We start from the raw sequence: 23,285 nt of genomic DNA, 5'->3' as shown, positions 1-23,285 counted from the left end.
TAGGTAGAATAATGCAGGTTTTCAATTTGGGGAAAAGGGGGCTTAAAACAAGTTGTGAAATACAAATTATAAAATCTCTTTTCTCAACTTCGAGATCAAAATTAGAAAACTTTATTCAAAACAAATTCAAGTATAAATACCTATTTTACAACATAGTAACTTCTTTTCGATAAACTGTAAAACTAAATCGATGAACTGCCAAAACCTCAAAAATAATTAGTAAGAAAAAACCGAATCATTACAATTTATTTACATTTATGGCTCTATAAACAATAAAAATGAGGCTATAAGAAGATAATTTTAGTATAATCTCAAAAAAAAGCCTGTCTTTTTGAGACAGGCTTTAACAAATTGTTACGATTATATTACTTCGTAAACAATAATTCTCTGTATTTAGTCAATGTCCAACTTTCGTCGTCTACTAATAATTCTAATTTATCGCAGTGAATACGAATCTCATCAAAATATGGTTTTACATTATTGCAATACGCTTCTGCCATTTTTTGAGCATCAGTCAATTGGTTTGCTTTCTTTCTTTCATTAGTCATCGCCAATACTTTTGAATTGATCCCTTCAATATGACCTGAAATTTCTTTAATTAAAACGATTTGTTCTTTAGCTAAAGCTTCAAACTCTTTTGCAAAAATCTCTTTTAATCCTTTTACATTGTCAATTAATGTATTTTGGTAGCGAATTGCAGTCGGAATAACATGATTTCTAGCAATATCTCCTAAAACTCTTCCTTCGATTTGGATTTTTTTAGTGTATTCTTCCAATTCGATTTCGTAACGAGCTTCAGCTTCTACGTGATTGAAGATTCCTAATTGCTCAAATAAGTCTAAAGCTTGTTTAGAAACTTTTGCTTTAATAGCTTCTGGAGTAGTTTTAAAATTGCTTAATCCTCTTTTTGCCGCTTCTTTTTCCCAAGCTTCGCTATAACCGTCGCCTTCAAAAAGGATTTTTTTAGATTGTTTGATGTATTCTCTCAAAACATTAAAGATCGCATCATCTTTTTTCATGTCTTTAGAATCAATCAAATTCTCTACTTCATTTTTAAAGTCGATTAATTGTTTTGCTACAATCGCGTTCAAAGTTGTCATTGCATTTGAACAGTTTGAGTTTGAACCAACTGCTCTAAACTCAAATTTATTTCCTGTAAAAGCAAAAGGCGAAGTTCTGTTACGATCTGTGTTGTCTAATAATACGTCTGGAATTTTACCAACAACGTTCAATTTCAAATCTGTTTTCTCTTCTGGCGAAAGTTTTCCTGTTGTTACGCTTTCTAATTCAGACAAAACTTTAGTTAATTGAGCACCAATAAATACCGACATAATTGCTGGCGGCGCTTCGTTTGCTCCTAACCTGTGATCGTTACTTGCAGTTGCGATAGAAGCTCTTAATAAAGTTTCGTTATCGTTTACCGCTTTTATTGTATTAATAAAGAAAGTCAAAAACTGTAAATTGCTCATTGGCGTTTTGCTCGGACTCAATAAGTTAACTCCTGTATCTGTAGCCAACGACCAGTTGTTGTGTTTTCCAGAACCGTTTACTCCTTTAAATGGTTTTTCGTGAAATAAAACTTTAAAATCATGACGCTCTGCCACTCTTTGCATTACATCCATTAATAAAGAGTTATGGTCAACCGCTAAATTTGTCTCTTCAAAAATTGGAGCCAACTCAAACTGATTTGGCGCAACCTCATTATGACGCGTTTTCACCGGAATACCTAATAACATACATTCCTGCTCTAAATCTCTCATATAAGTAAGAGCGCGAGTCGGGATAGATCCGAAATAATGATCGTCTAACTGTTGACCTTTTGCAGAGGTGTGTCCTAATAATGTTCTTCCTGTCATCATTAAATCTGGGCGAGAATTTGCTAAAGCTTTGTCAATCAAGAAATATTCTTGCTCCCATCCTAAAGTAGCGGTTACTTTTTTTACGTTTTTGTCAAAATATTTACAAACTTCTGTTGCAGCTTCATCAATTGCAGATAATGCTCTTAATAAAGGTATTTTATTATCTAAAGCTTCACCTGTGTAAGCAATAAATACAGTTGGAATACATAAAGTTGTACCATATATAAAAGCTGGAGAAGTCGGGTCCCAAGCTGTGTAACCTCTTGCTTCAAAAGTATTTCTGATTCCACCGTTCGGAAAACTTGATGCATCTGGTTCTTGCTGAACTAATTGTGCTCCTCCAAATTTTTCTACAGGATCACTTCCATCATAAGAAGTTTCAAAAAAAGCATCATGTTTTTCTGCAGTTGTTCCTGTAAGAGGCTGAAACCAGTGTGTATAATGTGTAACTCCTTTTGCAAGAGCCCATTCTTTCATTCCCATTGCAATATAATCTGCAAGCTTTCTGTCTATTTTTGTACCATGCTGAATAGCATCTCTTACTCCTCTAAAAGCATCTGAAGTCAAATATTGCTTCATTGCTTTGTCATTAAACACATTTGATCCGAAAATATTTGATTTTCTGCCTATTTCTTCAAAAGGCACCGGCTTTCTGTTAGCAGCTTGTTGTAAAGCTTGGAAACGTAATGTTGACATGGTTATATATATTTTAAATTCGTAATAATTTTCATTAAAAAAAGATCAGCAAATATAAACAATTAAAGAACCTATTTAGAATATAAATTTTAGATTTTTGAAATAGAATTTCTCAACAGAAAATGCTTTTTTCAAAGAATAATGAATTCAAATCACAGAAATATAACAAAAGTGTACGGTAATATTGATTAAATAAACATTTTTTCATAATTCCTTAACTCAGAAATTCAAAAAAGTGCCGTAATTATTACGAATTTGTTTTTTAAAGGTTGCTAAAATTGCTTTTTTTTAAATATACCCCCATCAAAATTATGCTTATCCAAAAAATTATACTTCATAAAACAAAATAGCCCCCTAATTTTTGGGACTGGAAAAATAAATCTATATTTGACCCAACGAAAAAAAACAAAAAAATTAATTTATATTATTATGGCTAAAATTAAGTTAGAGTACGTTTGGTTAGACGGATATGAACCAACTCAAAATCTTAGAAGTAAAACTAAAGTTGAAGAACACGAAAACTTCAAAGGAACATTAGAAGAACTTGGAAACTGGTCATTTGATGGTTCGTCAACTAAACAAGCTGAAGGTGGATCTTCTGACTGTCTTTTAGTCCCTGTTGCAATTTATCCAGATCCAACTCGTATCAACGGATGGTTAGTAATGTGCGAAGTTATGTATGCTGACGGAACACCTCACCCTTCTAACGGTAGAGCTACAATTGATGATGATAATGATGATTTTTGGTTTGGTTTCGAACAAGAGTATTTTATCATGGATACTAAAACTCAACTTCCACTTGGTTTCCCAGTTGGAGGATACCCTGCTCCACAAGGGATGTACTACTGTTCAGTAGGTGGAAAAAACACACACGGTAGAAAATTAGTTGAAGAGCATGCTGATTTATGTATCGCTGCTGGAATCAACTTTGAAGGAATCAACCAAGAGGTTGCTTGCGGACAATGGGAATTCCAATTATTCGCTAAAGGAGCTAAAAAAGCTGGAGACGAAATCTGGGTTGCTCGTTACCTATTAGACCGTTTGACTGAGAAATATGGTTACTATATTGAATATCACCCAAAACCTCTAGGAGATACTGACTGGAATGGTTCTGGAATGCATGCTAACTTCTCTAACGAAGTATTAAGAACGTGTGGAGACCAAGCAACTTACGAAAGAATTTGTGAAGCTTTCCGTCCTGTTACTGCTGAGCACATCGCGGTTTACGGAGCTTACAATGACCAACGTTTAACTGGTAAGCACGAAACTGCTTCTATCCACGATTTCTCTTATGGAGTTTCAGACAGAGGATGTTCTATCAGAATTCCTTTAATGACTGTTCAAAAAGGATGGAAAGGTTGGTTAGAAGACAGAAGACCAGCTTCAAACGGAGACCCTTACAAAATTGCTGCAAGAATTATCAAAACTGTTAACTCAGCGCTATAATTCAAAGCATAAATTATATTCTAAAAAGTGCCACATTTATTTGCTGGCACTTTTTTTATGCCCTAAATATTTACATGCACATCTTTGTCAAAGTTTCAAACTCTTAGAAAGTTCTAAAATGCATCTTTTAAAACTTAAAACTATTGTTTCAACATCAACAAACCTTATAACTTTATAACACTTAGCATTTTACAAATAACAAATATTACTTAATTTTAGAGCTAAATTTAATTTTTAAGTTAAGCGTCAAAACTTATCTTTGTAAATCATTTAAACAAAATCATTATGATAGTCTGGACTCTCTTTTTACTTGCTGTAATTTTTATTCTTGCTTTAGACTTAGGCGTCTTTAACAAAACACCCCATATTATCAGCACTAAAGAAGCCAGTAAATGGACCTTAGTTTGGGTTACTTTATCGTTCCTTTTTTCAGGAGTAATTTATTGGTTGTATACCACAGATTATATTGCAAACCCAGATAATCTAAAACCAGCTGTAGCTTCAATGAAGTTTATTACCGGTTATTTGATTGAGCTTTCGCTAAGTGTCGACAATATCTTTGTTATTGCTATTATTTTTGCTTCTTTTAAAATTCCGCAAAAATACCAGCACCGCGTTTTATTTTGGGGAATTTTAGGAGCTATAGTTTTCCGTGGTTTAATGATTTTCTTTGGTGTAATGCTTATTAGTAAATTCACTTGGACAACATACGTATTTGGTGTTTTCTTGATTTTTACTGCTATAAAAATGTTATTTTCTGGCGAAGACGAAGATTTTCACCCAAAAGATTCTTTTGTATATAAAACATTAGGAAAAATTATCCCAATTACTTCAGAAACGGATGGCGAAAAATTCTTTATCGCAACCAAAACTGCAAAAAAAGCTGCTACACCATTATTTGTTGCTTTGATCGTAATTGAAGTTATGGACGTGCTGTTTGCAGTAGATAGTGTTCCTGCAATTTTAGCTATTACAAAAGATCCTTTTCTAGTATTTAGCTCTAATATTTTCGCCATTTTAGGATTACGTTCTATGTATTTCTTCTTGGCTAATATGCTAGCAAAATTCAGTTATTTAGAATACAGCTTAGTAGCCATTTTAGCATTTGTTGGATTAAAAATGTTATTGCACGATTTTATTGAGGTTCCAGAATGGGCTTCTTTAGGATTTATTGCTTTGTCTCTTTTAATTGGAATTTTGGTTTCACTTAAATTTGGATCAGAAAAAGTATTGACAGATTCTGAGAAAGAATAGTTTTCAAAAACATAGATATACAAAAAAAGGAAATCGTAAGATTTCCTTTTTTTATTTATAATTGAATTAAAACTTAGTTTAATTTCTTAACATTGCTGTCATCGATATTGTATTTCTTAATTACTTCATTATAATCTGAATAATCAGCTTTCATTTTAGAATTAGGCCCTCCTGAATTTACTCCATCATCACCTGGAACAATAACAACTCTAAACGTCTTGTTGTTTAAAAAAGTTGTTGGTAATTGATTTAAAGGGAAATTTGAGTCAATAAAAATTTGAAATTGATCATATGAGAAATCAAAATTATACTGAGCTGAACCTCCAGCGAAATAATACAACTGTGGCAATAATGCCCAAGTATCAATTCCGCTATTAGTATTTACTAATTCATAAACCAAAAGAACGTCTCCAGAATATATTTTTGGACTTAAAGGAAATGTTTGACCATAACTATTAGCTGCTGTAAAATTCATAGTAACTTCAAAAACTTCAGCAACTGGCCCTTCTGGCCCAACAGGTCCCGGAGGTCCTTCTGGCCCTTCACAGCTAGAAAATGCAATTAAACCGATAACTGCAAATAAGGTAAGTATCTTTTTCATAATTATTTTTTTTAAGGATTATACTATAAAGGTATTCCAAAAATTAAACCAAAAAAAACGATTTGGTTTAATTTAGAATAAAAACTCCTTTATTTTTTTGTAGTAAGCTGATTCTTAGCTAATATTTTATTAAAAAATAACACATGATATGGAAGCGAATTTTCCCAATAATCCCAAGTATGCGCTCCTGGTCTTTCTGTATAATCGTGGTCAACTTTGTTATAAACCAATCTTCTGTGTAATTCTCTGTTTGGTTCAATTAAAAAATCATCCACACCACAGTCTATAATTAAAGGAAGCTTATTTGCTTTTATTTTATCAGCCATTCTCAAAACAGAATTCTGCTCATATAATTCTGTATTGCCACTTTTATCTCCAAAAACAGGTTGCATCAATTTTACAATCTGTGCTGAAGAATCTCTGTTCAGCATCGTACTCATATCTACGGCACCGCTCATACTTCCGGCAGCACAAAATAAATCAGGATGTTTTGTCGATAAATACAATGCGCCATGTCCGCCCATCGAAAGACCTGTAATTACTCTTCCGTTTTTATTTGCAATTGTTCGATATGTTTTATCTACTTTTTGCAATACTTCTTGAGTAATAAAAGTTTCAAACTGGCTTTCTTTATTTACAGGACTGTCTAAGTAAAAACTGAAGGTCTCTCCTTCTGGCATTACAATAATCATATTATATTGGTCTGCCAGATTATGAACTAGTTTTTTGTTTGGAGTATTTTTTAACCAATCGCTAAAATGTCCGTATGCGCCATGCAACAAATACATTACAGGAAAAGTCGATTTGCTTTTTGCATAAGAATTGGGTAAAACTACCGCAGCTTTATAGGTTTTTCCCATAGCTGCGCTGGCAACTTGTAAGGTGTCTACTTTTGCAGCGTATGTCATGGTGGTAAGACAAAGCAAAAATGCAGACAATAGCATTTTAATTTTTTTCATTTTTTGATATTCTTTTTCTGATTAGGTTTTGTAAATATACTTTTTTTCAGAATAAAATATATGAAAAATCCGACTACTATTTGCGCTAAAAAAGATAGCCACGAATTCACAAATCATATTAATAAAATTCGTGAATTCGTGGCTAAAAAATAACTCAGCTAAAAACTAGCTAATTATAATCTTATGTTCGTGACGGTATTGCGAGGCGCTTTTACCTGTATATTGTTTGAATGATTTACTAAAGTGGCTGAAGTTATTAAAACCGCTTTCGTAACAAACTTCGTTAATACTAATTGGCTGTTCTGCCAAAAGTTTAGAAGCGTGCACCAAACGATATTCATTCACAAACTCAGTAAATGTCTTGTTTGAAATCTTTTTGAAATAACGGCAAAACGAAGGTGTAGTCATGCTAACCAAACTCGAAACTTCATCTATAGAAATAGATTCTTGAAAATGATCTTTTACAAAATTAAATACCACATTCATACGATCGTTATCCTGAGTTTGAAGTTCCATCGAAAATCCGTCTGCATTTAAGATCGTATATTCTTCAACCGATTCCAATTCATCTAAAACACTCAAAAGTGTCATCAATCTTTGAAATGGCGGTTCATTCTCCATCATTTCAATTTTCTTTCCGATACGTTTTTTCGCTTCACCGCCAAAAGCGATTCCGCCTTTAGCTTGTTTCAAAATATTTTGCACCTTTTTCATTTCAGGAGCAACAAAAAAATCGCTTCCTAAAAATTCAGGTTTTATATGAATTACGGTTTCAGTTGTATTTCCTGTTTGTTCATTTGTAAAACCGCAATGTGGCAAATTAGCTCCTATTAAAAGCAAACTACCATTGGTATAATAAGAAACATGGCTTCCTATTTGTCTTTTTCCAGCCCCACCATTTATATAAACCAACTCAATTTCTGGATGATAGTGCCATAAATGAGCTTTACTATTGGTCTTTTCGGCGTGTTTAGTGTAGGTAAAAGAACTTCCGTATGAGTTAGTTATCACTTCAAGAGCTGGGGCAATAGTCTTCATGATAATTTCTTTAAAAAATAATAGCAAATTTAACAAAAACACCTAAAATAATTTAAATTTTAACCTATAACGGTTTCGTAAATGCGAATTTTACATTAAAATAACGCACTTAACACTGAATAATCTACATCAAAATCCGTTTTTTTTTAGGGTCTTATTTTTTTTCTCTGCTTTTTTTTTATTTATCCTATTTAAAACCTGATTTTATATAAATATATTAAAAATTGTAGGAAATATAGAAATTTTATGATGTATCAAGTTTTTGAAAAACTTTGAAGAAAAACAATCAAATTAACAAAAACACAACATTAAAGTCAAATTTTAACATATAACGGTTTCGTAAATGAGAATATAGCATATAAATTGGAAAATATAGATGTTAAAATACCACACATGCTGCTATAACTTTGCATCAGAGAAATGAACGAAAAAAATTTAATACTATAGAATATGAAAAAGATAATGAAATTAAGTTTAGTATGTGCAGTACTTCTAACAGGAATGAGCACTTATGCAATTGATGGAAATGAAGCGTTAAATCTTCACGTATTAAAAGGAAATGGCAAGGTAATTGCTTTTGGAATTAATCAATTACAAAAAGCAGTTATCAGTATATATGATACAAATGGTAATTTAATCTATACTGAAAATGCTTCTGGTAAAACTGGAATCTTAAGAACTTTCAGTTTAGAAGAGTTTCCACAAGGAAAATACATTTTAGAAGTTTCTGATAACTTCAAAAAAGTACAATACGATATTAATGTAAATGCTAACAGTTCTGTTTTGTCTTCAAAAGGAACAGTTTCTGTTAACTAAGAAAATACAAACGTTAAGTGCAATTCTTCACGGCACTTAAAACTTTATACTCTAATACAGTATAAAAAGTGAGGTTAGATAGTTAGTAAGTTAAAAACTTTCAAAAGTTTTAAAAACAGCTCTTTGTGGTTACTGAGCTGTTTTTTTTTGCTTTATACTTTTTTCAAAGATGCTAAGATACTGAGATACTAAGGTTCTAAGTTCTTTTTATCCATTGTTATTAAATCAGCATAAGAAGCACTACTGCGTACCTCTACAATTAAACCCCAAAAGGAAAAACTCAGAACCTTAGTATCTCAGCATCTTAGAATCTTTAAATAATTCCTACATTTTTAAAGAAATCTTTATGGCAATGTAAATTAAAAATTATCAAAAATGTTGAAAAATAATATGCGTTTTGGTAAAAACGATAAATATAATTCAATTTTTAACCTATAACGGTTTCGTAAATGAGAATACAGCATATAAATAGGAAAACACAGTTGTGATTTTTTACTTACAACAGAAGTAATTTAGCATCAGAGAATTAGAACTATTAATTTAAAAACTAAATACCATGAAAAAGATTGTTAGATTGAGTTTAGTAGCAGCGTTGCTTTTCACAGGAATAAGCACATATGCAATTGATGGAGTAGCAGATTTTAATCTGCATGTAATTAAAGCTAATGGCAAAGCGATCACTTTTGGTCTTAACCAAACGCAAAAAGCCAACCTAGCTATTTATGACAAAGACGGATCTTTAATTTATTCTGAAACTGCTTCAGGTAAAGATGGAATTTTAAGAACCTTCAGTTTAGAAGAATTTCCAGAAGGAACTTACTTCTTAGAAATAGAAGACAATGCAAAAAAAGCAAAATACGAAATAATAGTAAGCGATGATGTTTCTGTTTTAACTCAAAAAGCAGTTTCTTCAGTTTACAAATCAGGTTTCGATAAAAATACAAGTGTGGCAACGCGCTAAAAAAGTTTATGCTTTCATAAAGTATAAAAGTGAGGTTAGATAGTTAGTAAGTTTAAAAACTTTCAAAAGTTTTAAAAACAGCTCTTTGTGGTTATAGAGCTGTTTTTTTTTGCCCCTAATTAACCGCAAAGATTTTTTTACCGCAAAGACGCTAAGGGTTCGCAAAGTTCGCAAAGTTTATTTTTATGCTTTGTGAACTTTTTTATTTTAAAACAACTTCGTGTGCTTTGCGTAGATCTTAGCGCGCTTTGCGGTTAAATTCGATACAGAATTTTGTAAAGAAATCCCTAACTCATTGTAAAGTTAAAATCAAGCGAAACATTGAAAAATAATAACTGAATTAACAAATACAATAAATATAATTCACGTTTTAACCTATAACGGTTTCGTAAATGAGAATATAGCATAGAAATAGGAAAATACAGTTGCTCTTTTCAAAGTACTATATAACTAATTTAGCATCAGAGAATTAGAACTAATAATTTAAAAACTAAGTACCATGAAAAAGATTGCAAAATTGAGTTTAGTAGCAGCGTTGCTTTTCACAGGAATAAGCACTTACGCAATTGATGGAAATGGAGAATTTAATCTTCATGTATTAAAAGCTAATGGAAAACTGATCACTTTCGCACTTAATAAAGTACAGAAAGCCAATTTAGCTATTTATGACAATGATGGAACTTTAATTTATTCTGAAAGCGCCTCTGGAAAAGATGGAATTTTGAGAACTTTCAGTTTAGAAGAATTTCCTGAAGGAACTTATTTCTTAGAAGTAGAAGACAATGTGAAAAAAGCAAAATATGAAATTTCAATAACTGATAATGCTGTTTTATCAAGAAATGCAGTTTCTTCAGTTTACAAATCAGGTTTTGCTAAAAATTCAACTGTTGCTGCACGCTAAGAATTTGTGCGTAGAAAAGTTACAAATCAAGGTTAGAAAAAGTTAATAATTACGTTTTAAGAAACAGCTCTTTGTGGTTTAGAGCTGTTTTTTTTGTTTAAGGTTTGAAGTAAAATCATAAAACAATAAATTTTCTGAAAATTATTCTTATTAATTCCAACTCTTTGATTTTTAAGCGCTAAAAATTATTGACAAAAATAAATCCGTAAGCCCAGTAATTACGTACATAGTTCAAACAAAATACAGAAATAATTACAATTCAACAACTTAAGCATTTAAAAATGCCTTTTTATTGCTAAAAATTAAATTTGTATTTGTAGTTTTACACGTTCCACATTTAGTAATTAACAATTTAAAAAAAACATGACAAAATTTACCAAAGCTGGTTTAGTTGCTGCCTTTTTTTTAGCGACTGTGTTTACCTACGCCCTAGACGGAAAAGGTGATTACATTTTAAATATCAAAACAGGAAACGGAAAAGTAGTTAGCTTTACTTTAGACACTGTAGAAAATGCATCTTTCTCTATCTACGACGAGAATCACAACTTACTTTATGCGGGAGAATCTGCAGCGGACAAATTAGAAGTTTCAAAAACAATTAGTTTAGAAAGTTTTCCTGCTGGAACTTATGTTCTTGAAGTGAAAGCAAACGACAAAGTTGCGAAACACGAAATTAAAGTCGCTGCTAAAAAAGTAAAGACTGTAAAGTTAGACCAATCTGTTAACCAGAGTCCTTCTTTCCGTCGTTAATTTTTTGCCCCCAAAGAATTAAAAGCAGCTCGTACCAGGAGCTGCTTTTTTTATATATTCTCTTTTCTAAAGGTAAAGCCGATTTTTACCAATTCCCAAAAAAGATCAGTTTCAGATGCCAGTAAAATTCTTTCAGACTCTTTAAAAGCAAAAGAATGTGCAAAAGCATAAACATAATCCAGCAAATCGATCAATTTGAAGCTTTGCCTGTATTCTGGCCTAACCTCATCGCTATTAGCAAAACATACATTTTCTGATTTTTGTTCTTCCAAAAACAACAATCCTAAATGATCTGAAAACCGTTTTATTACATCTTTATTCACAGTTATCATTTTAGAATCTAATTTTCGTAATATTTCATTAAGATTGAAAGACAGGTTTGTATCTATACTTTTTATTTTTTGAATACAAAGCTCCAGATTCGCATTATTAGAAAATACAATCTTAGTTTTTTCGCGTTGCAAAGCCTCTATTTTGTCTAAATATTCCTGTATTGTCATCTTGAAAAGCCTTAAGTGATATAAATTTAAATGATATTTTTTTATAAATAAAAATATCATTTAAAAATCGTTTTTCTATTTATATAAAAATCATAAAACACACGTAATCAATTACTTTAAAGAATAAAATATAATCGATAAAATCAAAAAAACATCGTTAAAAAGCAACTCATATCATTGATTTCCATATATTTGTACATCAAAAATTGCATTAGCATATAATAAAAACAAAATTTTAAAGTTTATAATTGCTTAAAGCTGTTTTTTACAGTAAAAAAAGATTCTCAAAAACAATTATGAATACGATTAAATACCACAACCCAAACTAAAACCTATGCAGAAAAAACTAGCTATTTTAGTCCCGTTAATCGTATTTTCCTTTCGTGCTGTTGCGCAAAAGGAAACCTTTTATAAAACTGACAAAGTCGGCGAAAAGTACGCGTATGTTGATGTCATAAGAACTTACGAAAAAGTTGCTGCAAAGGGTTACAAATCTATTGACTTATTCCAAAAGCTAGGAAATTCTTCTTATTCTAATTGCGAACTAGAAAAAGCTGCCGAATGGTATCGCGAACTTTTCGCCCTAACCACAGATTTAGATCCCGTTTATTATTACCGCTACGCAGAATCGTTACGTTTTATTTCTGAAAATGCAAAAGCCGATGCGCTTATCGAAAAATTAAAACGTAAACCTAAAAGTGCTATAAAAAGTAAAGTTTGATAGAACTTGAATAGATATAAAAAAAACCTCTCATTTCTGGGAGGTTTTTTAAAAATTTAATAGCTACGCTAAAGTAATCTATTTTTTTATTATTTTCTTTGAAATTAAAGCTCCATTAACTTTTGCCTTCAACAAATAGGCCCCTTGGCTTAATTTCGAAATATCAATTTTATCATTTAAACCCAATTCCTCACCCATTATCAATCTTCCATTCAAATCGAAAATTTGAAAACTTTCAACCTCTTCTTCATTTTCAGCCTTTACATTTATAAAATCGCTCGATGGATTTGGATAGAAAGTTAAAGCCGATTTATTTTCCCTTAATGGAATGCTTAAGTTATTACCATATTTCCAAAATATATTATCTTTTGCATAGTAGAAATCATTATTAAAAGAAACAAAATTTAGCACATTATCTAACGCACTAATTTGCTGTAGAGAATTTAGTTTGGAATCAAAAATATATCCTTTCGTAAATCGTTTTTCATCTATCGATGCTATATAATATTGATTATCATTAATCTTACCAAAAGTAGAAGAATCCATCATATCAATAAACATGAAAGGTTTAGGTATACCATTTGACAATTCTCCCAAATTTGTTTCTGTAAAATTTACAAGATTTAATGACATTAAAGATGCACCTCCTGTTTCATTTGCTGAAGAAAAAAGTAGTGAATTAGCCGTTTTTGTAAAATTAGATGGAGGAAAATAATGCGTACTAGTTTTGCTGTAAATTTCTCCTACTTTGCTATTAACTGAATCAAATTTCCATATAGACAATTTATTTAAATCAGCAGAAAAAAACATAAAATATAAATTATTTCCTGCTTCAATAACACTGCTATGCGACACTAAATTGATTTGTGCTCTCCAAACTTCCCCTATCGTTTTTGTATTTACAAATGTTCCATCTGTTTCATGTAAATAATACCTACTAACAAAATACAATTTACCATTATGCTCTATATATTGCGATAGTCCAGATGTACCTCCACTATCAGATCCATTTCCATCTATTTCATCAGTTATCGAAAATGTTCCCGCTGAAGTACCATCACTTCTCCATACTTTAGAATTATTTGTACCTTGAGGCTGAAAAGTAAATATAAAAGTAGAATTGCATTTGCCTTCAAAAGTTGGTGTATTCCAAATAGGTAAATTATCTTTAACTAATACTGTTCCTGCTGTTGTTCCATCAGTTTTCCAAACTTGCAATTTATAATCATCTTCCTTGATTAAGAAATAAATCAAATTTCCCACAGCCGTAAGCTTTCTAGTCCTACCATTAATAAAACTTGTTACTTTTACAGTACCAGCTTCAGTTCCATCTGTTTTCCATATTTCTCCAGCCGAATTTTCGTCTTTTGCTATAAAATATAAATTATTATTAATTTCGGCACTTCGTGTCAGCGTCCATGCAACTGAAGATTCTGTACCTGGGTATATATCTTTTATTAGTTTTGTATTTGAAGTCGTGCCATCACTTAGCCATATTTCACGGCCAGTATCAGACGTACTTGCTTCGAATATCAGCTTATTATTAATTTTTTGAAAACCTCCCGCATAACTTGAAAAATCATATATTTTTTGTTGGGCATTGGCCTTTACAATTACAAATGCGAAAAAAATTAGAAGTAATTTTATTTTCATATGGTAAACTGATTTGATTTATAGAAATGTAAATATATACTTTTATAAAAAACAGACTACAGAAAAAACATAAAACAAATCGCCCAAATTAAAGTTTTAAATTATTTCGAACTCGGCTGTCTTATTACTGATATGCTAAAACTCTGCATTCTAGCGCTAGAAAACGATATGCATAATCCAGAAAAGAAAAAATCGGATTCTATAAATGTTGGTCTAGTTCTGGAAACGGTTCTTTCTATTTTCCCTTTGGATGAAATGGAGTTTTTAGGGTATGTTGGGGAGGTTGTTGAATAGCTATATTTCAAACCGTGATTAAATGTCACGGTTTGAAACTCATATTCCTTTTTATATACAATTAACGCACGATCTTATCATTTCGACGGAGGAGAAATCTTCGCGAGAAACTCTACAATATCTTAAAACTTCTCTTAGTGGTTTCAATTCTCTACGATTTTTATCAAAAAAACATTCCCAAAAGAATAGGCATTAATTCCTTTGGTTGTACACTAGTAAGTTTTTTACTTTTTATATTATCCTTGGATTATACAACCTATTTTTACAAAATTAAATTTTTGTATTTCTTTAATTTTAAATTAACTTTAACTGTTTAGCTATATCCTGTATAAATTTCGCCATTGGCCGTTTATGAATGTCTTTTTCATCTAAATAATTACCAACTAATAGTCGTTCGATCATAGGTGATTTGTCATGATAAAGTTTTTCTAATGATCTTCTTAAAGAATCAGTATATGCTCTATTATAAATCATTGATTTTAAAACTATTTCTTCCGCTATATCTTTTTGAGTATTATATATACCTTCAACTGCAAGCACATTATTAAAATCACTAATACCATCATTAAATATTATTTTTAACTCTGAATCAATTCCGTTGACTCTATATTTCAATAAAGATTTTTTATCTAGTAAAAACTTAAAATCAGATTTATTATAATCTTTAAAACTATCCGAATATAATTTAAATTTTAATGTTTTTGTGCTCTTGCTATTGTTACAAGATCCACAAACAGGATAAAGATTATAAAAAGAAATACTAAAACAAGGATAATCTGACTTAGATAGAAAATGGTCAATTTGAAACTTAGCACACTTAATACCATCAACTTTTCTAACAGTTAATGCATATTGAGAATTACAATAAACGCAGGATCTAATTCCTATTTTTTCAAAATAGTCTGGATAAAAATTATCTCGTAAAATTTTATATCCTAAAATATCAATCAACTTATTTCTAAAAGCTTTATGAGAATCCATTCTCATTGTATTTACTGGAATAATAGCGTCAAATGCCTTCTTGAATTTTTCTAGTTCAAGGCTATTTGCTCTAACAATTTTTTCAAAATTACTATGTAAATAGTATAAATAATTAATTTGATTTAAATTCAGTTTCTTTTTTCCAATAAATAAATTTATTATTGGTAATGGACTAATCAAAAACTTAGATAACGAAGCCCTTCTTGATATAATTAAATTGTCTATATCTATTTTATTATCTATGAAAATATTTTCTATTATTTGGCTATTAATTGAAATCATTGTTTTTTGATTTTATTATATTTTGTAATCGCTCAATTTCTTGCTCTAATTGTTGAACATCTACATTTTCTTCAATATAAAACGATCTTAAAAATAATTCTCTTAATTCGGCTCTGATAAGGGGTTCACCTATTAATTCAATAAACTCTTTTGCTGTATTTAATGTCCAAATATTATTAGGATTCTCATCCTCCGTAATAAAATCAATGACAGAGTTTATCCTATCTTTTACAAATTCCCCCATGAAGCCATTTTTTAAAAAAAAGTCATTTGCTAAAATATCATTGATATTTGCTCCAAAAGTTTGTTCATTGATTTTTTTTAACTGTATCTCTCCATTTTTTAATTTTAAAATATTTGAAGAAGGTATATCAGATAAAATGAAAGGTGAATGTGAAGAAAAAAGAATATTAATACCTTCTATTTTATCTAAATACAATTTTTCTAATGATTTCAAAAGTTCATTTATAAATCTTTTTTGATATTCTGGATGGAAATATAATTCAATTTCATCGTATAGAATATTAATATATTTATAAGAAATTCTATTAACAGAACTTGAATAAACTGATTGTAAATTGTTAATATGATAAACAACTGATTGAATTGAATGAATTAATTGTTGTTCACCTGAACTCAGAGTATTAAAACTAATTTCTTTATCTTTTCCATTAGATAAAAAAATTTCAAAATTAAAAATAGGTGGTGGCAAATTCTTAATTATATCCTCTGACTTTGGATTTCCCATCCATTCAATTAGTTCTTTCAAAGAAAAATCAATATAATCCTCTTGAATGTTAAAAAGTTTTTTTGAATATGACTTAATCTTATTATGCTGTAAAAAATTTATGGCTTGATGCAACTTAAAAGTTATATGGCTTCCGTCTTTAAATAATTTATCAATAATTTTTTCATTGAATAAAGTATCATTTGGGTGATAATCACCTTCATACCCCACATAAGTATTTAAGATTTTATCAAATTTATCAACAATATAATTACTAATAAGATCAAAATAGTCTCTATTAGATTTCTTGACTGACCTTATCTCTTCAATATTTAAAAAATATAATAAAAGATCTTTAACTAGGTTGTGATCGCGTTCAATTTCAATATCTTCTTGATTTTTTTTCTTTTGTTCTTTTATTTTAGTTTCATTTAAACTAAATCTTATAAATGAGATATTGAAATTTTCTGAAATATAAATAGGTTTATCATCTTTCAAATTATTTTGTTCTATTAAAATATTAGATAACAAACGATATTTAGCAAATTTCATTTCTTTATTTATATCATAATTGCCTTTATCTCTCATCGGATTAATAACAATAGGAGTTTGATAACCATCATTTTTATGAAATAAAGAGTTTATCCAATCTCCAAGAAAATTTGAATTTAGAGAATACTGAGAATAGTTAATTGAGATAGTATAAAAGAAATATTTAGTTATATCAATAGAATTATCAATAATTTTATCAATCTTTAAATCCCTTACTATAGAAATAATTTCATGATTAGTTTCAATTAAATTACTATTTACCAAATAAATATCACATACAGGAATGTTTGTTTTTTGATTAATCCCAGCTATTTTGATTTTAAATATTGTATTTGATATTTGATAATAAATTTCTACAAATAAAGCATTTTGAATCGTATTAATTTCATTCTCTTTATCTATTAGACTTCTAATTTTCTCTTCGTAATTACTTTTCTTTCTAATTATTTTTTTTTCTTTTTTTAAATATTTTTTAAAATAATTTTTTACATGATCAAAATCGACATCGTAAGTTAAAAAATTTTTAAACTTTTCTAACTCTGAAGAAATTTCGTCTTGCTCCAGAGTTTTTTCTCTTCGTCTATTTATAATATTTAAATTTTCAGTAATTTCTTTAACAGCTTTAGGTATACTTTCTAAATTTGGAAAAAGAATATCACGATTAACAGATAGTAGATAAATTGTTATAAAAACTAATTCTGTTAGAGCGCTCTTTCCAGAACCATTTTTTCCTACAATCGCTGAAATATTAACATTATGTCTTTTACCATCGGCTGTTGTAATGTTATATAAATCTTCAGGAACAGATTTACTATATTTTATTTTTGAAGTTTCAGTATTACCAGCAACTTTCTCATTACTTTCAGAGAGAAATTCGTAATCATTGTAAAAAGAATAAACTTCTCCCAAATGTAAATTCTTAGAATATAGTTTATTACAATTTTCAAGAGGTCGAATAGCAAGTAATTTAAAAGTTTCCATAATTATATAGTAATATTTTTTGTCTTAAAGATTAATTCAATTAGGTAGAGATATTTAACAAAGTATTTCCTTGCAGCTAATATATAGAATCATAATTGCATAAAATTGAGGAAAACCATAAAGTGCCATACAAAAAACCTCCCAGTCATCCTGAGAGGTTTTTCCATAAATTATAAAACAGCAAATAATTACATATTCCTTCTATACTGCCCACCAACTTCAAACAAAGCCGAAGTAATCTGCCCTAACGAACAAACTTTTGTAGCTTCCATTAAATAATCGAATAAGTTTTCGTTTTTAATTGCGGCTTCTTGTAACTGGCTTAAATGCTCGTTTACTTTTGCTTCGTGGAAATTATGCAGGTTGTCCAGCATCGTAATCTGGTATTGTTTTTCTTCTTCTGTGGCACGAATTACTTCAGCCGGAATTACCGTTGGCGAACCTTTTGAACTCAAGAATGTATTTACACCAACAATTGGGAAATCTCCATTGTGTTTTAAGGTTTCGTAATACAAACTTTCTTCCTGAATTTTAGAACGCTGATACATCGTTTCCATTGCGCCTAGAACTCCGCCTCTTTCCGTAATTCTGTCGAATTCTTGTAAAACGGCTTCTTCAACCAAATCGGTTAATTCTTCGATGATAAATGAACCTTGAATTGGGTTTTCGTTTTTCGCTAAACCTAATTCTTTATTGATAATCAACTGAATTGCCATGGCACGACGAACCGATTCTTCTGTTGGTGTTGTAATTGCTTCGTCGTAAGCATTGGTGTGCAATGAATTACAGTTATCGTAAATCGCATACAAAGCTTGCAAAGTGGTCCTAATATCATTGAAATCAATTTCTTGCGCATGTAACGAACGTCCAGAAGTCTGAATATGGTATTTCAGCATTTGTGCTCTTTCGTTGGCTCCGTATTTCAATTTCATGGCTTTTGCCCAAATCTTACGCGCCACACGACCAATTACTGAATATTCTGGATCTACTCCATTCGAGAAAAAGAACGATAAGTTTGGTCCAAAATCGTTGATGTTCATGCCACGGCTCAAATAATATTCCACGTAAGTGAAACCATTTGAAAGCGTAAACGCCAATTGCGTAATTGGATTCGCTCCCGCCTCGGCAATGTGATATCCTGAAATCGAAACCGAATAGAAATTACGAACGTTTTTAGTAATAAAATATTCCTGAACGTCTCCCATTAATCGAAGCGCAAATTCAGTTGAAAAAATACAAGTATTCTGCGCCTGATCTTCTTTTAAAATATCCGCTTGAACCGTTCCACGAACTTGAGCTAACGTTTTTACTTTTATTTCATTGTAAACATCCAAAGGCAAAACCTGATCTCCCGTAACGCCCAAAAGCATTAATCCCAAACCGTTGTTTCCTGCTGGAAGTTCGCCTTGGTATTTCGGTCTTTCGATTCCTTTGTCTTTATATAATTTGTTGATTTTTGCTTCAACTTCTTTTTCTAAACCATTTTCTTTAATGTAAATCTCGCATTGCTGATCGATCGCCGCATTCATAAAGAAACCTAAAAGCATTGGCGCAGGTCCGTTGATAGTCATACTTACCGAAGTCAAAGCATGAACCAAATCGAAACCTGAATATAGTTTTTTAGCATCATCTAAACAGCAGATTGAAACTCCTGCATTTCCAATTTTTCCGTAAATATCCGGACGCAAATCTGGATCGTTTCCGTATAAAGTTACACTGTCAAAAGCCGTAGAAAGACGTTTTGCAGGCATTCCCGCGCTTACATAATGAAAACGTTTGTTGGTTCTTTCTGGTCCGCCCTCGCCCGCAAACATTCTCGACGGATCTTCGCCTTCACGTTTAAAAGGATACAATCCAGAAGCGAAAGGAAATTCTCCAGGAACATTTTCCTGTAAATTCCAACGTAAAATATCGCCCCAACCTTCATATTTAGGCAAAGCAATTTTTGGGATTTGCAAATGTGACAAACTCTCAGAATGTGTCGCGATTTTGATTTCTTTATCACGAACCTTAAAGCTGTAAACTGGATTTTTGTATTTCGCTACTTTATCAGCCCAATTCAGGATAATTTCCCAATTGTATGGATCTAAATCCATTTTTACTTTATCAAATTGATTCAGTAAAAGATTTAAGAAGATTCTATTTTCGTCGTGTTCTGCGATTCCGCTTGGTAAAACAGTTGAATCGTCGATTCCTGCTTTTGTAATTTGAGGAATTTTTCCAGAAACCGATTCTATCGTTTTAAAGATTCCGTATAATTTCTGAGCAACTTTTTGCTGAGAAATCGCAACCTCATCATAACTTCTGTTATTCTCGGCTATTTCAGATAGATAACGTGTTCTGTGTGGCGGAATCACGAATATTTTCTCGCTCATTTCTTTAGTGATTTGAAAAGTCGATTTCAAGTCTGAATTCGTTTTTTCAGCCACTTTATCCATGATCGCTTTATAAAGCGTGTTCATTCCCGGATCGTTGAACTGCGAAGCAATTGTACCGAAAACTGGCATTTCATCAGGATTTTTATCCCAAAGATTATGGTTTCTCTGATATTGTTTTTTTACATCGCGTAAAGCGTCTAAAGCACCACGTTTATCAAATTTGTTTAAAGCCACTAAATCGGCGAAATCAAGCATGTCGATTTTCTCTAATTGCGTTGCCGCTCCAAATTCTGGTGTCATTACATATAAAGAAACGTCTGAATGATCCATAATTTCGGTATCAGACTGTCCGATTCCTGAGGTTTCCAAAATAATCAAATCGTATTTTGCTGCTTTCAAAACCTGAATCGCTTCGGCTACATATTTAGACAAAGCCAAATTCGACTGACGTGTTGCCAGCGAACGCATATAAACTCTCGGATTATTAATTGCATTCATACGGATTCTGTCTCCTAAAAGCGCTCCTCCGGTTTTTCTTTTCGAAGGATCGACAGAAACCAATCCGATTGTTTTTTCTGGAAAATCAATTAAAAATCGGCGAACCAATTCGTCCACCAAAGAAGATTTTCCTGCACCTCCCGTTCCAGTAATTCCCAAAACTGGAATTTTAGAAGTGGCGTTACTATCGTGAATTTTATCAAAAACAGGTTTTGCAATTTCTGGGAAATTCTCTGCTGCTGAAATCAAACGTGCAATTGCAGTTGGAACTTTATTTTCGATGTGATCAATTTCTCCGTTTAATTTATCTCCAATAGGAAAATCAGCACGTTGCACCAAATCATTAATCATTCCTTGAAGTCCTAAAGAACGTCCATCATCTGGAGAATAAATTCTCGTAATACCATATTCGTGCAATTCTGAAATTTCACTTGGAAGAATTACACCTCCGCCACCACCGAAGATTTTAATGTGCCCTGCTCCTTTTTCTTTAAGCAAGTCATACATATATTTAAAGTATTCATTGTGCCCGCCTTGATAAGATGTCATTGCAATCGCATTAGCATCTTCTTGAATTGCGGTATTTACCACTTCTTCAACACTTCTGTCATGGCCAAGGTGAATCACCTCAACGCCCGTAGACTGTATTATACGACGCATGATATTGATGGCAGCATCATGTCCGTCAAAAAGCGAAGCAGCAGTAACAATTCTTACTTTATTTTTAGGAATATATGGTATTTGTTGTTCCATTTTATGAATATGATAATTTTAAGCGACCAATGTACAAAATATTTTAATATTTGATTAATGTTCTAGCTTTATGTTAACAAAAATAAATCGATTTCGTGACCTCTTGAGCCGATATTTAAGCTAAGTAACTGATATTGTTAAAGAAAGCTTAATAACATGGCAATTTCGCAACATTTAAATAAAATATGAAAACGTGTTTGAAACACTCCTAAAGTAATTTAGCATTGTAGAAAAGCCCCAAATTTTTACCAACGACTTACGTAGAAAAGTAGTAACGTAAAAATTAAAAAAATGAAAACATTTTATTCATTCACCGTAATTTTAGGTTTGAGTTTTTTTGTATTTTCTTTTAATAAGATTGAAAACAATAAACTTACATATAAAGCTTCAAACCATTTAACTGTTTACAACAACAACCAAAATGATGTAGACAAAATTTCGAACGACTTCTTTAAAAGATATTCGGATTTAAAAAAATATAAATCAGATGTCATGTCGTTATACAAAAACAGAACGCTAGGATCAATTTGGTTTGATGAGCAAGAAATCAATGAATTCGGATCTGTTTTGTATGAAAAAGCAAAAAAAACAAATGATTTGGTAATTCCTTATCAAAAAGAAATTGACCAATTATTTAGTTCTTCATCAGACAAAAGTGCTCTTTCTCAAACTGATGCAGATATGCTTTTAAGTTCTTTGTATGTCGTATACACTAAAAAAAGCAATGCTGACAAGAAAAGACTAGCTTATGATGTAATGCTAAAAGATTTCTTAAACTACAGTACGCTAGAAGAAAATACCGCTACTGTTGATGCGAATGCAAAAGTAGAATATGATCAATATTACAAATTGCAAGACGTTCTTAAAAAATACAAAAGATTAGAAAAATCTAGCAAATGGAAACCAATCGTTCCAGCAGAAACTCCTTACCAAGATCTTCGTCCAGATGCGGTTTCGAGTACGATTGCTCAAGTTAGAACTCGTTTATATTTGTTAGGTGATTTAAAAAGCGATTCTAAAAGCGATGTTTATGATCGTGAATTGATGGATGCTGTAATGAAATATAAAGTTCGTAATGGTTTTAAACCTAATTATATTTTAGCAGAAGATCATATTAAAGAAATGAATATTCCGATTGAAGATAAGGTTGCGACTTTAAAACTAAACATGGAAAGATGCCGTGAAATTTCGGCTCAAATTGCCGCTAGCGATGAGTATGTTTTGGTAAATGTTCCTTCTTACGAATTGATTTATGTGAAAGACGGAAAAATTCAATTGACTTCACCTGTATTTGTTGGAGCGCCTTTAACTAAAACAACCATTTTTAATGGCGAAATTGACAGAATCGTTTTTAGTCCGTATTGGACAGTACCTCAAAGCATTGTACAAAACGAGTTAAAATCTAAAATCGCTGCAGATCCAAATTATCTTGCAGAGAAAAATATGGAAATGATTAACGGCCAAGTAAGACAAAAACCAGGACCAGACAACTCTTTAGGATTAGTAAAATTTATGTTTCCGAATAAAGAGGATATTTATATGCACGATACGCCATCTAAAACTTTGTTCGATTTTGAAAAAAGAACTTTCAGCCACGGTTGTATTAATGTAAAAATGGCTAAAGAATTAGCCGTTGCGATGCTGAAAGATTATCCTGAATGGAATCAAGCCAAAATTGACAAAG

At 31.1% G+C, this 23,285-nt stretch carries 18 protein-coding genes; 9 read left to right on the top strand and 9 right to left on the bottom strand.

What is annotated here, in order from left to right; translation table 11 throughout:
• Window positions 1–365: 365 nt before the first annotated feature.
• A complete protein-coding gene (locus tag ACE01P_RS07300) occupies window positions 366–2,555 on the bottom strand; it encodes a glutamine synthetase III (RefSeq protein ID WP_379695764.1) in 2,190 nt (729 codons plus the stop codon).
• A gap of 429 nt (window positions 2,556–2,984) precedes the next feature.
• Between ACE01P_RS07300 and ACE01P_RS07295 the strand changes: the two genes are divergently transcribed.
• The gene (locus ACE01P_RS07295; protein WP_379695762.1) at window positions 2,985–4,001 is read left to right on the top strand and encodes a glutamine synthetase beta-grasp domain-containing protein; all 1,017 of its coding nucleotides are present in this window, start codon (window positions 2,985–2,987) and stop codon (window positions 3,999–4,001) included.
• 285 nt (window positions 4,002–4,286) lie between these two features.
• Window positions 4,287–5,255, top strand: a complete 969-nt coding sequence (locus ACE01P_RS07290) for a TerC/Alx family metal homeostasis membrane protein (RefSeq protein WP_379695760.1) — start codon at window positions 4,287–4,289, stop codon at window positions 5,253–5,255.
• Window positions 5,256–5,328: 73 nt separating this feature from the next.
• Here ACE01P_RS07290 and ACE01P_RS07285 read toward each other — a convergent pair whose 3' ends face one another.
• The 3 genes from ACE01P_RS07285 to ACE01P_RS07275 form a co-directional block, all read right to left on the bottom strand.
• Complete coding sequence (locus ACE01P_RS07285; protein ID WP_379695758.1) at window positions 5,329–5,856, bottom strand: hypothetical protein; 528 nt, start codon at window positions 5,854–5,856, stop codon at window positions 5,329–5,331.
• Window positions 5,857–5,945: 89 nt separating this feature from the next.
• Window positions 5,946–6,815 (bottom strand): alpha/beta hydrolase, encoded by an 870-nt coding sequence (locus ACE01P_RS07280; protein WP_379695756.1) that lies wholly within the window; start codon window positions 6,813–6,815, stop codon window positions 5,946–5,948.
• A 165-nt stretch (window positions 6,816–6,980) separates the two neighbouring features.
• Complete coding sequence (locus ACE01P_RS07275) at window positions 6,981–7,853, bottom strand: AraC family transcriptional regulator (RefSeq protein ID WP_379695754.1); 873 nt, start codon at window positions 7,851–7,853, stop codon at window positions 6,981–6,983.
• 450 nt (window positions 7,854–8,303) lie between these two features.
• Between ACE01P_RS07275 and ACE01P_RS07270 the strand changes: the two genes are divergently transcribed.
• The 4 genes from ACE01P_RS07270 to ACE01P_RS07255 all read left to right on the top strand — a co-directional run bounded on the left by ACE01P_RS07270 (window position 8,304) and on the right by ACE01P_RS07255 (window position 11,281).
• Window positions 8,304–8,669 carry a DUF3244 domain-containing protein gene (locus ACE01P_RS07270; protein WP_379695752.1) on the top strand — a complete coding sequence of 122 codons (366 nt, stop codon included), beginning with the start codon at window positions 8,304–8,306 and terminating at the stop codon, window positions 8,667–8,669.
• A 556-nt stretch (window positions 8,670–9,225) separates the two neighbouring features.
• A complete protein-coding gene (locus ACE01P_RS07265) occupies window positions 9,226–9,630 on the top strand; it encodes a T9SS type A sorting domain-containing protein (protein ID WP_379695750.1) in 405 nt (134 codons plus the stop codon).
• 499 nt (window positions 9,631–10,129) lie between these two features.
• Entirely contained in the window at window positions 10,130–10,531 is a 402-nt protein-coding gene (locus tag ACE01P_RS07260) for a T9SS type A sorting domain-containing protein (RefSeq protein WP_379695748.1), read from the top strand.
• Window positions 10,532–10,894: 363 nt separating this feature from the next.
• Window positions 10,895–11,281, top strand: a complete 387-nt coding sequence (locus ACE01P_RS07255) for a secretion protein (RefSeq protein ID WP_306156779.1) — start codon at window positions 10,895–10,897, stop codon at window positions 11,279–11,281.
• A gap of 50 nt (window positions 11,282–11,331) precedes the next feature.
• Here the strand turns inward: ACE01P_RS07255 and ACE01P_RS07250 are convergent, their stop codons facing one another.
• Window positions 11,332–11,841, bottom strand: a complete 510-nt coding sequence (locus ACE01P_RS07250; protein WP_379695746.1) for a hypothetical protein — start codon at window positions 11,839–11,841, stop codon at window positions 11,332–11,334.
• 274 nt (window positions 11,842–12,115) lie between these two features.
• Here ACE01P_RS07250 and ACE01P_RS07245 point away from each other — a divergent pair, with 274 nt between their 5' ends.
• Window positions 12,116–12,502 carry a flagellar motor protein MotB gene (locus ACE01P_RS07245; RefSeq protein ID WP_379695744.1) on the top strand — a complete coding sequence of 129 codons (387 nt, stop codon included), beginning with the start codon at window positions 12,116–12,118 and terminating at the stop codon, window positions 12,500–12,502.
• A 78-nt stretch (window positions 12,503–12,580) separates the two neighbouring features.
• Here the strand turns inward: ACE01P_RS07245 and ACE01P_RS07240 are convergent, their stop codons facing one another.
• Window positions 12,581–14,155: a T9SS type A sorting domain-containing protein gene (locus tag ACE01P_RS07240; protein WP_379695742.1), complete on the bottom strand. Its 1,575-nt coding sequence runs from the start codon at window positions 14,153–14,155 to the stop codon at window positions 12,581–12,583.
• Between the two features lie 132 nt (window positions 14,156–14,287).
• Here ACE01P_RS07240 and ACE01P_RS07235 point away from each other — a divergent pair, with 132 nt between their 5' ends.
• Window positions 14,288–14,449, top strand: coding sequence for a hypothetical protein (locus ACE01P_RS07235; protein WP_379695740.1), 162 nt, complete (start codon window positions 14,288–14,290; stop codon window positions 14,447–14,449).
• A 294-nt stretch (window positions 14,450–14,743) separates the two neighbouring features.
• On the opposite strand, the gene ACE01P_RS07230 is transcribed toward ACE01P_RS07235, so the two are convergent.
• The 3 genes from ACE01P_RS07230 to ACE01P_RS07220 all read right to left on the bottom strand — a co-directional run bounded on the left by ACE01P_RS07230 (window position 14,744) and on the right by ACE01P_RS07220 (window position 21,601).
• The gene (locus ACE01P_RS07230) at window positions 14,744–15,712 is read right to left on the bottom strand and encodes a hypothetical protein (protein WP_379695738.1); all 969 of its coding nucleotides are present in this window, start codon (window positions 15,710–15,712) and stop codon (window positions 14,744–14,746) included.
• The gene (locus ACE01P_RS07225; RefSeq protein ID WP_379695735.1) at window positions 15,699–17,972 is read right to left on the bottom strand and encodes an AAA family ATPase; all 2,274 of its coding nucleotides are present in this window, start codon (window positions 17,970–17,972) and stop codon (window positions 15,699–15,701) included. Before ACE01P_RS07225 ends, ACE01P_RS07230 begins: the two co-directional genes overlap by 14 nt.
• A gap of 188 nt (window positions 17,973–18,160) precedes the next feature.
• Complete coding sequence (locus ACE01P_RS07220; RefSeq protein WP_379695733.1) at window positions 18,161–21,601, bottom strand: methylmalonyl-CoA mutase family protein; 3,441 nt, start codon at window positions 21,599–21,601, stop codon at window positions 18,161–18,163.
• Between the two features lie 291 nt (window positions 21,602–21,892).
• On the opposite strand from ACE01P_RS07220, the gene ACE01P_RS07215 reads away from it, so the two are divergent.
• A partial coding sequence (locus ACE01P_RS07215; RefSeq protein ID WP_379695731.1) for a L,D-transpeptidase family protein occupies window positions 21,893–23,285 on the top strand: 1,393 nt, incomplete at its 3' end.

Origin of the sequence: Flavobacterium sp. HJSW_4, from assembly GCF_042436695.1 — a bacterium.
Classification (GTDB): domain Bacteria; phylum Bacteroidota; class Bacteroidia; order Flavobacteriales; family Flavobacteriaceae; genus Flavobacterium.
The sequence above is the reverse complement of the archived record's forward strand: the minus strand, read 5'-3'. Positions and strand labels throughout refer to the sequence as shown.